This is a genomic window from uncultured Xanthomonas sp., from assembly GCF_964278005.1.
In the GTDB taxonomy this organism is placed as follows: domain Bacteria; phylum Pseudomonadota; class Gammaproteobacteria; order Xanthomonadales; family Xanthomonadaceae; genus Xanthomonas_A; species Xanthomonas_A sontii.
Genome location: NZ_CAXYKF010000015.1, coordinates 1 through 14,138 on the forward strand (window position 1 = coordinate 1; position 14,138 = coordinate 14,138).

Sequence of the window (14,138 nt, forward strand, 5' to 3'; positions counted from 1 at the left end):
AGCGGCGGCCATCGCGGGGAAAAACCCGAAGGGCGGCGTACATGGATGTACGCCGTCCGCGGCAGGGGCAGGATGCCCCTTCCGCGGATCCCCGTGATGGACGCGGACCCGGAGCGCGCAGCGCGGAGGGCGCGAAGGCAGGGCGCGCTTTCTTTTGGTTACCTTTTCTTTGCGCGAGCAAAGAAAAGTAACTCGCCCGAAAGGGCGAAAGCCTTTAAAGCTTTTGCTGTTGCTTCAAGCTTGAGTGTCAGACGAGAAGAACTGTAGGAGCGGCGGCAGCATCTTCAAGAGCAAAGCTTTCGCCTGGCGGCGAGTCACTTTTCTTTGCTTGTGCAAAGAAAAGTAACCAAAAGAAAGCACACCCTGCCTCGCGCCCTCCGCGCTAACGCGCTCCGGGTCCGCGTCCAACCCGGGGATTCGCGGAAGGGGCATCCTGCCCCTGCCGCGAACGGCGCACGTCCATGTGCGCCGCCCCTTCGGGGTTTTTCCCCGGGCCGGCCGCCGCTTCGGAAGGGAACCCGTTAAAGCAAAGGCAAAGGCAAAGGCAAGGGCAAAGACAGCAAGAGCAAGCGCAACAGCAACAGCAACAGCAACAGCAACAGCAAAGCTTGGCCGCGTTGCGGCCTTGGTACCGACCTTGGAGTGGACATGGACCCGATCGACACGCGCGCCCTGCAGGACCTGGATGCCGCGCACCACCTGCACCCGTTCAACGACAACGCCGCCCTGGCGCAGAAAGGCACCCGCATCCTCACCCGCGGCGATGGCGCCTACGTCTGGGACGCCGACGGCAACCAGTTGCTGGATGCCTTCGCCGGCCTGTGGTGCGTCAACGTCGGCTACGGGCGCAAGGAACTCGGCCAGGCCGCCGCGCGGCAGATGGAACAGCTGGCGTACTACAACAGCTTCTTCCAGTGCACCACCGAACCCACCATCCGCCTGGCCGCCAAGCTCGCCGAACTGGCGCCCGGCGACCTCGACCATGCCTTCTTCACCAACTCCGGCTCCGAGGCCAACGACACCATCCTGCGCCTGGTGCGGCACTTCTGGGCCGTGCAGGACCAGCCGCAGAAGACCATCTTCATCGGCCGCCACGACGGCTACCACGGCACCACCATGGCCGGCGCCAGCCTCGGCGGGATGAAGGGCATGCACCGCCAGGGCGGCTTGCCGATCCCCGACATCCACCACATCGATCCGCCGTACTGGTTCGGTGACGGCGGCGACATGGATCCGGAGGAATACGGGCTGCTCGCCGCGCGGCGGCTGGAGGACAAGATCCTGGAACTGGGGCCGGAGCGGGTGGCCGCGTTCATCGGCGAGCCGATCATGGGCGCGATCGGCGTGTACATTCCGCCGCGCAGCTACTGGCCGGAGATCGAGCGCATCTGCCGCCGCTACGACGTGCTGCTGGTCGCCGACGAGGTGATCTGCGGCTTCGGCCGCACCGGCGAATGGTTCGGGTCGCAACACTTCGGCTTCCAGCCGGACGTGATGACCATTGCCAAGGGCATCACCTCCGGCTACATCCCGCTCGGCGCGGCGATGTTCGGCACGCGCGTGGCCACGGTGCTGAAGGAGCAGGGTGGCGAGTTGGCGCATGGCTGCACCTATTCCGGGCACCCGGTGTGCGCGGCGGTGGCGCTGGAGAACCTGCGCCTGCTGCAGGAAGAGGGCATCGTCGAACGCGCGCGCAACGAGATCGCGCCGTACCTGGCGCAACGCTGGGCCGAGCTGGGCGAGCACCGGCTGGTGGGCGAGGCGCGCATCGTCGGCATGATCGGCGCGCTGGAACTGGTGCCGGATAAGCCGCGCCGGCAGTACTTCCCCGAGCGCGGCAAGGTCGGCGCATTGTGCCGCGACAATGCGCTGCGCCGCGGCCTGATCCTGCGCGCCACCAACGACGCGATGCTGCTGTCGCCGCCGCTGATCCTCAGCCGTGCCCAGGTCGACGAACTGTTCGACAAGGCCTGGCTGGCGCTGGAGGATACGGCCCAGGCGCTGGGCAAATAGCCCGGCGCTGGGTAGTCTGGAACGTCCACCCCGGATCCGGCGCGCGGCGCCGATCTTCCCCCTCTTGCCCATGGACCTGCGGAGACCTGCCATGACCTTGCGACTGCTCACTCTTTCCCTGGCCACGGCGCTGCTCGCCGGCTGCGGCGGCTCCGGCGGCGACGCGGACAAGGCGGGGCAGGGCGGGGCGAAGGTGCTCAACGTCTACAACTACTCGGACTACATCGCCGAGAACACGATTCCCGACTTCGAGAAACAGAGCGGGATCAAGGTCACCTACGACGTCTTCGACAGCGACGAGATGGTGGAGACCAAGCTGCTGGCCGGCGGCAGCGGCTACGACGTGGTGGTGCCGACGCTGAACTTCTTCGGCCGGCAGATCCAGGCCGGCGTGTTCCTGCCGCTGGACAAGAGCAGGATCCCGAACTTGGCCAATCTCGATCCGCAGATCATGCAGCGCATCGCGCAGCAGGATCCGGGCAACAAGTACGGCGTGCCGTACATGGTCGGCACCACCGGCATCGGCTACAACGTGGACAAGGTCAAGGCCGCGTTCGGCAGCACCGACATCGCCAACAGCTGGGACCTGGTGTTCAAGCCGGAGAACCTGTCCAAGCTCAAGGACTGCGGCGTGACCCTGCTGGATACGCCCTCGGACCTGATCCCGATCGCGCTGCACTACCTGGGCGAGGATCCGCACAGCACCGACCCGGCCAAGATCGAGCAGGCCGCGGCGCTGATCAAGCGCATCCGCCCGTACGTGCAGAACTTCCACTCCTCGCAGTACGTGACCTCGCTGGCCAACGGCAGTACCTGCCTGGCGGTGGGCTGGTCCGGCGACATCATCCAGGCGCGCGACCGCGCCGAGGAAGCCAAGAACGGCGTGCACGTGGCCTATTCGATCCCCAAGGAAGGCGCGCCGCAGTGGTTCGACATGCTGGCCATTCCCAAGGACGCCAAGCATCCGGAGAACGCCTACGCGTTCATCAACTACCTGCTGACGCCCAAGGTGGCCGCGGCCAATACCGACTTCATCCACTACGCCAACCCGGTGCCGCAGGCGACCCCGCTGGTGGACGCGGCGATCCGCAACGATCCCACCATCTATCCGCCGCCGGAAGTGGCCGCGAAGATGTTCACCTATTCGATCAACCCGCCCGAGGTGGACAAGCTGTACACCCGCCTGTGGACGGAGATCAAGACCGGCCGTTGAGCCGCCGGCGTTGCGGTCAGGGTAAGGCTTTGCCGGTTCCCCCGGACCGCTATGGCGCTGCGCTTGCCCGAGCGACCAGGGGGAGCGTAAGCGGCTGTTGTGGGAGGGACTTCAGTCCAGACGCGATGCTGCCTGGGACGCATCGCGTCTTCGCCCGTCGCGGCTGAAGCCGCTCCTGGAATTTTTTGCCGGTGCACGCAGGCACCGCGCCGGCACGCTCTCCCGGTTGAGATCGGAGCCAGTAACACCCTCTCCCGCAGGAGCGGCTTCAGCCGCGACGGGCCGTCCCGATCGCACCTCGTCGCGCGAGTGAAGGTCGCCCCGACACATCGCTCCCCCCATCGCGATGAGAGACCGGGAGCATCGCTCCCTCGACCCAAGCGGCCGGGTCGGGCGCCGCACAGCGCCCGCCATCGCGGCGACGCTGCAGCGCCACCGCCACGCGATGCTCACACACTCTGTACTCACCGGTACAAATAATGCGCCGGCCGGCGTACGCTACCGTTTGGTGGCGACGCCGTTCCGACCCGGCGACGTTCTTCCTCTCCCCAGGAATCAGCGACTTGAGCAACCACGACCCAGACTCCTCACAGGCGCCGCGGCAGGCCGCCGCGCGCGACGCCCATGCCGGCCAGGGCCAGTCCGGCTCGCCCCGGGACGACACGGGCCATGACGGCAAGGGCCAAGCCGACGACGGCAAGTCCGACACGCCGTCGCCGCTGAAGAACCCCAAGGTCAAATGGACCCTGCTGCTGATCGGCCTGCTGGTGGTGATCGGCCTGGTGGTGTGGCTGATCTATTACCTCACCACCGGCCGCTACCTGCAGGAAACCAACAACGCCTATCTGCAGGCCGATACGGTGGCGGTGGCGCCGCGGGTCAACGGCTACGTGACCGCGGTGTATGTGCGCGACAACCAGAGCGTGGCCGCTGGGCAGCCGCTGCTGGAGATCGACCCGCGCACCTACCGCGCCACCCTGGAGCAGGCGCAGGCGGCGATCGCGGTACGCCAGGCCGACATCGCTGCCGCCGAGGCCGGGCTGCAGGCGCAGCGCGCCAGCCTGCTGCAGGCGCGCACCCAGGTCACTGCCGCCGCCGCCAGCCTGCGCTTCGCCCAGGGCGAGGCCAAGCGCTTCGGGCCGCTCGCCGCGTCCGGCGCCGACACGCACGAACACTACGAAAGCATCGTCCACGACCGCGACCGCGCGCAGGCGCAGTTCGACGCGGCCAAGGCCCAGGTCGTCGCTGCGGAGAGCCAGGTGCAGGGCACCAGCGCCAAGCTCGACCAGGCCCGCGCCGGGCTGGTGCAGGCGCAGGCCGACGCCGCGCAGGCGGAAGTGGCGGTGGAGGACACCCGCCTGACCGCGCGCATCGCCGGCCGCATCGGCGACAAGACCGTGCAGGTCGGCCAGTTCGTCGCGGCCGGCACCCGGTTGATGAGCGTGGTGCCGGTGGACGCGCTGTACCTGAGCGCCAACTTCAAGGAAACCCAGGTCGGGCTGATGCGGCCGGGGCAGCCGGCGCGGATCGAGGTCGATGCGCTGTCCGGGGTGGAACTGGACGGCGTGGTCGAGAGCATCGCCCCGGGCACCGGGTCGCAGTTCGCGCTGTTGCCGCCGGAGAACGCCACCGGCAACTTCACCAAGGTGGTGCAGCGGGTGCCGGTGCGCATCCGCCTCAAGGCCGGCGCCGAGGCGCGCAAGGTGCTGGTGCCGGGCATGTCGGTGACGGTGACCGTCGATACGCGCAGCGCCAAGGATGCCAAGGAGCGCGTGGAGGAAGAGGACGCGCAGGGCCAGGATGCGGTCGCCCCGCGCGGGCGCACCCCGTGAGCGAAGCGGCCGCGGCGGCCGGCGCGCAGGCGTCGCAAAAGGCCGACACCGGGGCCTGGCTGGCGGTGGCCGCCGGCACCATCGGCTCGTTCATGGCGACGCTGGACATCTCCATCGTCAACGCCGCGCTGCCGACCATCCAGGGCGAGGTCGGCGCCAGCGGCACCGAAGGCACCTGGATCTCGACCTCCTACCTGGTCGCCGAGATCGTGATGATCCCGCTGACCGGCTGGTTCGTGCGCACCCTCGGGCTGCGCAACTTCCTGCTGATCTGCGCGCTGCTGTTCACCTTCTTCTCGGTGGTGTGCGGCCTGTCCAGCAGCCTGACCATGATGATCCTCGGCCGGGTCGGCCAGGGCTTCGCCGGCGGCGCGCTGATCCCCACCGCGCTGACCATCGTCGCCACGCGCCTGCCGCCGGCGCAGCAGACTCTGGGCACGGCGCTGTTCGGCATGACCGTGATCCTGGGCCCGGTGATCGGGCCGCTGCTGGGCGGCTGGCTCACCGAGAACGTGAGCTGGCACTACGCGTTCTTCCTCAACGTGCCGGTCTGTGCCGGCCTGGTGGCGCTGCTGCTGCTCGGGCTGCCGCACGAGCGCATGTATCTGCGCGGTCTGCTCGACGCCGACTGGCTCGGCATCTTCGGCCTGACCGCCGGACTGGGCGCGCTCACCGTGGTGCTGGAAGAAGGCCAGCGCGAGCGCTGGTTCGAATCCACCGAGATCGTGCTGCTGAGCGTGGTCTCGCTGGTCGGCTTCATCGCCCTGGTGGGCTCGCAATTCCTCAGCCGGCAGCCGGTGATCCGCCTGTCGATCCTGCTGCAGCGCAGTTTCGGCGCGGTGTTCGTGATGGTGATGGCGGTAGGCATGATCCTGTTCGGGGTCATGTACATGATTCCGCAGTTCCTGGCGGTGATCTCCGGCTACAACACCGAGCAGTCCGGCTACGTGGTGCTGCTGTCGGGCGTCCCCACGGTGCTGCTGATGCCGATGATGCCCAAGCTGCTGACCACGGTGGATGTGCGCGTGCTGGTGCTCGGCGGGTTGAGCTGCTTCGCCGCGGCCTGCTTCGTCAACATGCACCTCACCGCCGAGTCGGTCGGCATGCATTTCGTCGCCGGGCAGCTGCTGCAGGGCTGCGGGCTGGCGCTGGCGATGATGTCGCTCAACCAGGCGGCGATCTCCTCGGTGCCGCCGGACCTGGCCGGCGACGCCTCGGGCCTGTTCAATGCCGCGCGCAACATGGGCGGCTCGATCGGCCTGGCGCTGATCTCCACCTTCCAGGAGCGGCGCATGGTGTTCCATACGCAGATGCTCGGCAGCGGCACCACCGCCAATTCGCCGCTGGCGCAGGACTACCTGCACGGCATCGCCGCGCAACTGCAGTCGGTGTCCGGCGCCGGCGCGGCGATGCAGTCGCTGGCGCAACTGGCGCGGCTGGTGCAGCAGCAGGCCCTGGTGATGACCTACAACGATCTGTTCTGGATCTTCGGGGTGATCGTGGTCTGCACGATCCCGCTGGCGTTCCTGCTCAAGCCGCTGCCCAAGGGCGGCGCTCCGCTCGCGATGCATTGAGGATTCCATGGCCCTGCGTTTCTCCCGCGTTCTCGTAGCCGCCGCGCTGCCCTCGCTGCTGTCGGCCTGCATGCTCGGCCCGGACTACGTGAAGCCGCCGCCGGTGGCCGAGGCGGCGCTGGCGCAGCCGCGGCTGCACCGCGCCGATGCCACGGCCGCGGCCGCCGGCGTGGTGCCGGCACCGCCGCCGCAGCGCTGGTGGGACACCCTGCAGGATCCGCAATTGACCATGCTGGTCGAGCAGGCCCTGCAGCACAGCCCCAACCTGCGGGTGGCGCAGGCGCGCCTGCGCGCCTCGCGCGCGCTGGTCGACCAGCGCCACGCCGAGCAGTTGCCCAGCGTGGGCGCCAACGCGGCCTATCTCACCGCGCGCGCGCCGGATGCGCTGACCGACCGCCTGGGCAGCATCGCCGCCGGCACCGGCCAGCCGGTGGAGATCGATCCGCGCGCGCAGCTCTACAGCGTCGGCATCGATGCCAGCTGGGAACTGGATTTCTTCGGCCGCCGCCGCCGCGCCAGCGAGGGCGCACTGGCCGATGCCCAGGCCGACGAGGCCGACCTCGCCGACACCCAGGTGCAGATTGCCGCCGAAGTGGGGCAGGCCTACCTGGGCTACCGCAGCACGCGTGCGCGCATGGCCGTGGCCCAGCGCAACCTGGAGGCTGCCCGGCAGACCCTGCAGCTGACCCGGCAGCGCCGCGAGCGCGGCGCCGACGCCGACCTGCAGGTGGAACGCGCGCAGGCGCAACTGCAGCAACAGGAAGCGGTACTCCCGGACCTGCAGGCGCAGGCGCAGGTGGCGCTGGACCAGTTGGCGCTGATGATCGGCCGCGAGCCCGGCGCGCTCGATGCCGAACTGGCCGCCGACCGGCCGTTGCCGACGCTGCCGGCGACGGTGCCGGTGGACGATGCCGGCGCGCTGATCCGCCGGCGCCCGGACGTGCGCCGCGCCGAGCGCCAGCTGGCCGCCTCGTCGGCGAAGATCGGCGAAGCGCTGACCGCGTATTTCCCGCAGGTCACGCTGCTGGGCAACATCGGCATGGCCGCGACCTCGCCGGGCGATCTCGGTCGCGACGCCGTCAACAGCGTGGTGGCGCCGTTCCTGCGCTGGTCGATCTTCGATTTCGGCGGCACCCGCGCCAAGGTCGAGCAGGCCCGCGCCGGCAACGCCGCGCGGCTGGCCGCCTACGAAGGCACGGTGCTGGCCGCGCTGCAGGATGCCAACGGCGCCCTGGCGCGGTTCGGCGCCGCGCGCCAGCAGGCGCTGGCCGCGGACAAGGCCGCCGCCTCGGCCGATCGTTCCGCTGCGTTGCTGCAGCAACGCTATGCCGCCGGCGCCTCGTCGCTGATCGATGCGCTGGATGTGCAGCGCCAGCAGGCCTCCGCCCAGGACAGTGCGCTGCAGGCGCATACCCAGGTGCTGCTGCGCTACGTGGCCCTGCAGAAGAGCCTGGGCCTGGGCTGGGGAGAACCGCAGGCATCGGCGTCCGCGCCAGCGCCAGCCACGGCGCAGTAAGCGCGCCGCTTCTGCGAATCCCCAATCCCGACTCCCGAATCCCGCGCCGCCGCGCGGCGTGGCCGCCGCGGTATCGCCGACGCGGCGCCCACGGCTACACTGAGGCTCACCGCGCCGCGGTCGCCGCCGCAGCGGCGCTCCGCACGACGGCGTGCTTCACGGGGAATCAGCGATGGCGTTGAGCGAAGCGAGAACCGACCATCTGCCGGCACCGCCGCCGGCCAAGGGCGCCGGCTATGTGTCCATCGCCGGCCTGCGCAAGGAATTCGACGGATTCGTCGCGCTGGACGACATCGATCTGGACATCGGCCAGGGCGAGATCTTCGCGCTGCTCGGCGGTTCCGGCAGCGGCAAGTCGACGCTGCTGCGCTGCCTGGGCGGGTTCGAGCAGCCCAGCCGCGGCCGCATCGTGCTCGACGGCCAGCCGCTGGATGGGCTGCCGCCGTACCAGCGCCCGCTCAACATGATGTTCCAGTCCTACGCGCTGTTCCCGCACATGAGCGTGGAGCAGAACATCGCCTTCGGGCTGAAGCAGGACGGCCTGTCGCGCAGCGCTATCGCCAGCCGTGTCGGCGAGATGCTGGAGCTGGTGCGGCTGGGCACGCTCGGCAAGCGCAAGCCGCACCAGCTCTCCGGCGGCCAGCAGCAGCGCGTGGCGCTGGCGCGCTCGCTGGCCAAGCGGCCGAAACTGCTGCTGCTGGACGAGCCGATGGGCGCGCTGGACAAGAAGCTGCGCTCGCAGATGCAGCTGGAACTGGTCTCGATCATCGAGACCTCGGGGGTGACCTGCGTGATGGTCACCCACGACCAGGAGGAGGCGATGACCATGGCCACGCGCATCGCGCTGATGGAGCAGGGCCGCATCCGCCAGGTCGGCACGCCGGGCGACATCTACGAGTCGCCGAACAGCCGTTTCGTCGCCGAGTTCATCGGCTCGGTGAACATGTTCGAGGGCCGCATCGGCGAGGATCATCCCGACCACGTAACCGTGTTGTGCCCGCAGTTCCCGGTGCCGATCTACATCAGCCACGGCATCACCGGCGTGGAAGGGCAGGAAGTGGCGTTCGCGGTGCGTCCGGAAAAGGTCTGGATCACCAAGGGCGAACCCGAGCAGACCTACAACAAGGCGCGCGGCACCATCGAGGACATCGCCTATTTCGGCAGCCACTCGATCTTCCACGTGCGTCTGCCCAGCGGCATCCGCGTGCAATCCAACTTCGCCAACCAGAAGCGCTGGGACAGCGAAGGCATGACCTGGGGCGACACGGTGTGGGTGTCGTGGGACGACAACGACGGCGTGGTGCTGACCGCATGAGCGCGCCCGTCGTCCCGGTGCCGCCCGAGCCGACGCCGCGGCTGCGCCTGCGCCTGCACTCGCTGCCGGCCATGCGCTGGCTGGTGATCGCCGCGCCGTACCTGTGGTTGCTGCTGTTCTTCGCGATCCCGTTCCTGATCGTGCTGCGCATCTCGTTCGCCGAGCAGGCCATCCGCAGCCCGCCGTACAGCGAACTGCTCGAAGTCCGCGACGGCGTGCTGACGCTGAAGCTGACCCTGCAGAACTACCTGGCGCTGCTGCGCGACCACCAGTACATCGAGGCCTACTGGGGCTCGATCAAGATCGCCGGCATCTCCACCGTGCTGACCCTGCTGATCGGCTACCCGATGGCCTACGCGATCGCGCGGCTGTCGCCGTCGGCGCGCAACATCGCGATGATGCTGGTGGTGCTGCCGTCGTGGACCTCGTTCCTGATCCGCGTCTACGCCTGGATCGGCATCCTCGACAGCAACGGCGTGCTCAACCGGGCGCTGCTGGCGCTGGGCCTGATCGATGCGCCGCTTCATATCCTGTACACGCCGGTCGCCGCCTACATCGGCATCGTCTACTGCTATCTGCCGTTCATGGTGCTGCCGCTGTACGCGACCCTGGTCAAGCTCGACCAGCGCCTGCTCGAGGCCGCCTACGATCTCGGCGCGCCGCCGTGGAAGGCGTTCCTGACCGTGACCCTGCCGCTGTCGCGGCCGGGCATCGTCGCCGGCTGCATGCTGGTGATGATCCCGGCGGTGGGCGAGTTCGTGATCCCGGAGATGCTCGGCGGCCCGGACACGCTGATGATCGGCCGGGTGCTGTGGGGCGAGTTCTTCAACAACCGCGACTGGCCGACCGCCTCGGCGGTGGCGATCGCGATGCTGGCGCTGCTGATGGTGCCGATCCTGATCTTCAACCGCTACCAGCAGCGCCAGCTCGAAGGCGGTCAGGCATGAGCGGCGCGCGCGGCGGCATGGGCAGGGTATTGCGCTGGACGGTGCTGGGCGCCGGCTTCGCCTTCCTGTACCTGCCGATCCTGCTGTTGATGGTGTATTCGTTCAACGCCTCCAAGCTGGCGACGGTGTGGGCCGGCTTCTCCACCAAGTGGTACGGCGAACTGCTGCGCGACCGGCAGATCCTGCAGGCGGCGTGGATCAGCCTGAAGGTGGCGTTCTGGACCGCCACCGCGTCGATGGTGCTCGGCACGCTGGCGGCGATGGCGATGACCCGCTTCCGCCGCTTCCCCAGCAAGAGCCTGTTCGGCGCGCTGGTGACCGCGCCGCTGGTGATGCCGGAGGTGATCATCGGCCTGTCGATCATGATGATGCTGGTATCGATGGGCGGCGTGCTCGGCATCCCGCCCAAGGGGGTGATGGCGATCTGGGCCGCGCATGTCACCTTCACCCTGTCCTTCGTCACCGTGGTGGTGTCCTCGCGCCTGCAGGAACTGGACCGCTCGCTGGAAGAGGCGGCGATGGACCTGGGCGCCAACCGGCTCAAGGTGTTCTTCCTGATCACCGTGCCGATCATCGCCCCGGCGCTGGTGTCGGGCTGGCTGCTGGCGTTCACCCTGTCGCTGGACGACGTGGTGATCGCCAACTTCGTCGCCGGCCCGGATTCGACCACGCTGCCGATGACCGTGTTCTCCTCGGTGCGCATGGGCCTGAAGCCCAAGATCAACGCGCTGGCCACGCTGATGGTGCTGGCGGTCTCGATCGCCGCGTTTGTTGGCTGGTGGCTGATGGCGCGCAGCGAGAAGCGCCGCCAGCGCGACATGCAGTTGGCGCAACAGCAGGGGGGATGATGTGCGCTGCTTTTCCGTGGAGCGGCGTCAGCCGCGACACGCATTGCCGGTAAGGCCTGTCGCGGCTTAAGCCGCTCCCACGGGATCGTGCGGCGAGCTTGCCTGGTGCACTGTGGGAGGGACTTCAGTCCCGACGGATTGCGCCATCGGAAAGCACGGAGCGTCGCTCCTGGCTGCTGCATGACAGTCGACTCATACAGGCCACGCGGAACACTGTGAGCCATCGCGCTCTCTGGCATCGCCACGTCGCCGCAACGTCCACGGCGCTAGGCTGGCCGGACACTTTTCCAGGAGTCCGCGCGATGCCTTACGACACCGTCAATCCGGCCAACGGCCAGGTCGAATACAGTCTCGAGCTGATGGATGCCGCCGCCGTCGAACAGCGCCTGGCTGCTGCGGCGCAGGCGTTTCCGGGCTGGGCGGCGACGCCGCTGGAGCAGCGCGGCGCGCTGCTGCGCAAGGTCGGTGCGCAACTGCGCGAACAGCGCGACGCGATCCAGCGGGTGATGACCGCGGAAATGGGCAAGCTGCGCAAGGAGGCCCTGGCCGAACTCGACAAGTGCGCCGCGGCCTGCGACTACTACGCCGAGCACGCGGCCGAGTACCTGCGCGAGCAGGCGGTGGTCACCGATGCGCAGCGCAGCTACGTGCGCTACGAACCGCTGGGCTGCGTGCTGGCGGTGATGCCGTGGAACTTCCCGATCTGGCAGGTGTTCCGCTTCCTGGCGCCGGCGCTGATGGCCGGCAACGTCGCCCTGCTCAAGCACGCCAGCAACGTGCCGCGTTGCGCCGACGCCATCCGCAAGGTGCTGGCCGATGCCGGCGTGCCGGACGGGGTGTTCGACGTGCTGCACATCGACAACGACCAGGCCGCCGAGGTGCTGCGCGATGCACGCGTGGCCGCGGTCACCCTGACCGGCAGCGAGCGCGCCGGCCGCTCCATCGCCGCCAACGCCGGTGGGCAGCTGAAGAAGTGCGTGATGGAACTGGGCGGCAGCGACGCCTTCGTGGTGCTGGACGACGCCGACCTGGACGCTACCGTCGCCGCGGCGGTGAAGTCGCGCTTCGACAACGCCGGGCAGACCTGCATCGCGGCCAAGCGTTTCGTGGTGGTGGAGGCGATCGCCGACGAATTCGTAAGCCGCTTCGCCGCCGCCGCGGCCGAGCGTCGCCTCGGCGACCCGCAGGACGAGGCGACCACGCTGGCGCCGATGGCGCGCCAGGACCTGCGCGACGAACTGCACAAGCAGGTGCAGGCCAGCATCGCCAAGGGGGCAAAGCCATTGCTCGGTTGCGAACCCGAGCGCGGCAGCCACGCCGGCTATCCGGCGTCGATCCTCGACCGCGTGACGCCGGGCATGCCGGCCTACGACGAAGAACTGTTCGGCCCGGTCGCGGCGATCCTGCGCGTGGCCGACGAAGCCGAAGCCGTGCGCGTGGCCAACGACACCACCTTCGGCCTCGGCGGCAGCGTCTGGACCGCCGACCGCGCCCGCGGCGAACGCGTGGCCTGCCAGCTGCAGTGCGGCGCCGCCTTCGTCAACGCCATCGTCAAGAGCGACGTGCGCCTGCCGTTCGGCGGCATCAAGCGCTCCGGCTTCGGCCGCGAACTGGCCGAGCATGGCATCCATGAGTTCATGAACATCAAGTCGGTGTATGTGGCTTGAGTTGGGAATCGGGAATGGAGAATTGGGAATGGGAAAAGCGGCGGCGCCTGATGGCGCCGTCTGTCACGGATGATTGCTGCACGCCTAACGATGCAGCGTTACATCACGACTGCGGCGCGCTGTCCATTCCCGATTCCCGTTTCTCCATTCCCGCCGCCGCTGCGCGGCGGCTCACAACCACCTCGCCCGCTTGAACGCCACATACAGCGCCACGCACACCGCGGCGACGCCGCCGACCATCAGCGGGTAGGCCCAGGGCCATTCCAGTTCCGGCATCTGCTTGAAGTTCATGCCGTACCAGCTGGTGATCAGGGTCGGAGCGGCGAGCAGGGCGGCCCAGGCGCCGAGGCGCTTGACCGTCTCGCCCTGGGCCAGGGTGACCAGCGACAGGTTCACGCTCAGCGCGGTACCGAGCATCTCGCGCAGGGTGTCGATGGCGTCGTTGGTGCGCACCGCATGGTCGAGCACGTCGCGCACGTACAGCCGCACCTCCTCGGCGATCAGCGGGCCGGGGTGGCGCTTGAGGTGCGCCAGCACGTCCTGCAGCGGCGCCACCGCCAGACGCATCTGGTTGAGTTCGCGCTTCAGTTCGTACAGGCGGATCGCGGTGTCGCGCCGATACGACTCGGCGAAGATGTCGGCCTCCAGCCGTTCCAGGCTCTGCCGGAAGGCGTCGAGGATCGGCTGGTAGTTGTCCACCACATAGTCCAGCACCGCGTAGAGCGCGTAGGACGGGCCGAGTTTCATCAGCGAGGCCTCGCGTTCCAGCCGCTCGCGCACCGGCGCGTAGGGCAGCGAGGCGCCGTGGCGCACGGTCAGCAGGAAGCGCGCGCCGAGGAAGGCGTGGGTTTCGCCGTAGACGATGCGTTCGTCGATCACCTGCGCGGTGTGCACCGCCAGGAACAGCGAGTTGCCGAAGGCCTCGACCTTGGGCCGCTGGTGCGCCTTGCGGGTGTCCTCGATCGCCAGTTCGTGCAGCTGGAATTCCTCCTTGAGCTGCTGCAGTACCGCGTCGCCGGGCTCGTACATGCCGACCCAGACGAAGCCGTCGTCGTGGCCGGCCAGCACGTCGCTGATCTGCTCCAGGGCGATGTCGTGGCGGCGGCCATGGCCGTCGTAGTGCACGCAGTTGATGACGCAGGCGGGATTGGCGGTCGCGGAGGCCATGGCGGGAGTGGGTTCGGCGGAGGCGCGCGTGGCGAGTTGCGCGACG

The 14,138-nt window shown here is 68.7% G+C and carries 10 protein-coding genes; 9 read left to right on the top strand and 1 reads right to left on the bottom strand.

What is annotated here, in order from left to right; all coding sequences use genetic code 11:
* Positions 1-648 precede the first annotated feature (648 nt).
* The 9 genes from ACHWVH_RS08470 (at position 649) to ACHWVH_RS08510 (ending at position 12,925) form a co-directional block, all read left to right on the top strand.
* Positions 649-2,013: an aspartate aminotransferase family protein gene (locus ACHWVH_RS08470; protein ID WP_267116917.1), complete on the top strand. Its 1,365-nt coding sequence runs from the start codon at positions 649-651 to the stop codon at positions 2,011-2,013.
* A 91-nt stretch (positions 2,014-2,104) separates the two neighbouring features.
* The gene (locus tag ACHWVH_RS08475) at positions 2,105-3,226 is read left to right on the top strand and encodes a polyamine ABC transporter substrate-binding protein (RefSeq protein ID WP_394686992.1); all 1,122 of its coding nucleotides are present in this window, start codon (positions 2,105-2,107) and stop codon (positions 3,224-3,226) included.
* Positions 3,227-3,789: 563 nt separating this feature from the next.
* Positions 3,790-5,058, top strand: a complete 1,269-nt coding sequence (locus ACHWVH_RS08480; protein WP_267099279.1) for an HlyD family secretion protein — start codon at positions 3,790-3,792, stop codon at positions 5,056-5,058.
* Complete coding sequence (locus tag ACHWVH_RS08485; RefSeq protein ID WP_017909044.1) at positions 5,055-6,632, top strand: DHA2 family efflux MFS transporter permease subunit; 1,578 nt, start codon at positions 5,055-5,057, stop codon at positions 6,630-6,632. The genes ACHWVH_RS08480 and ACHWVH_RS08485 overlap by 4 nt, the downstream gene beginning before the upstream one ends.
* Positions 6,633-6,645: 13 nt before the next feature.
* Positions 6,646-8,148 (top strand): efflux transporter outer membrane subunit, encoded by a 1,503-nt coding sequence (locus ACHWVH_RS08490; protein ID WP_394687166.1) that lies wholly within the window; start codon positions 6,646-6,648, stop codon positions 8,146-8,148.
* Positions 8,149-8,320: 172 nt separating this feature from the next.
* Positions 8,321-9,463: an ABC transporter ATP-binding protein gene (locus ACHWVH_RS08495; protein WP_017912269.1), complete on the top strand. Its 1,143-nt coding sequence runs from the start codon at positions 8,321-8,323 to the stop codon at positions 9,461-9,463.
* Between the two features lie 71 nt (positions 9,464-9,534).
* Positions 9,535-10,410, top strand: coding sequence for an ABC transporter permease subunit (locus ACHWVH_RS08500; RefSeq protein WP_267103668.1), 876 nt, complete (start codon positions 9,535-9,537; stop codon positions 10,408-10,410).
* Entirely contained in the window at positions 10,407-11,258 is an 852-nt protein-coding gene (locus tag ACHWVH_RS08505) for an ABC transporter permease subunit (protein WP_150410992.1), read from the top strand. Before ACHWVH_RS08500 ends, ACHWVH_RS08505 begins: the two co-directional genes overlap by 4 nt.
* A 302-nt stretch (positions 11,259-11,560) precedes the next feature.
* A complete protein-coding gene (locus tag ACHWVH_RS08510; RefSeq protein WP_394686993.1) occupies positions 11,561-12,925 on the top strand; it encodes an NAD-dependent succinate-semialdehyde dehydrogenase in 1,365 nt (454 codons plus the stop codon).
* A gap of 171 nt (positions 12,926-13,096) precedes the next feature.
* On the opposite strand, the gene ACHWVH_RS08515 is transcribed toward ACHWVH_RS08510, so the two are convergent.
* Complete coding sequence (locus tag ACHWVH_RS08515; protein ID WP_017908178.1) at positions 13,097-14,092, bottom strand: magnesium and cobalt transport protein CorA; 996 nt, start codon at positions 14,090-14,092, stop codon at positions 13,097-13,099.
* Positions 14,093-14,138 lie beyond the last annotated feature (46 nt).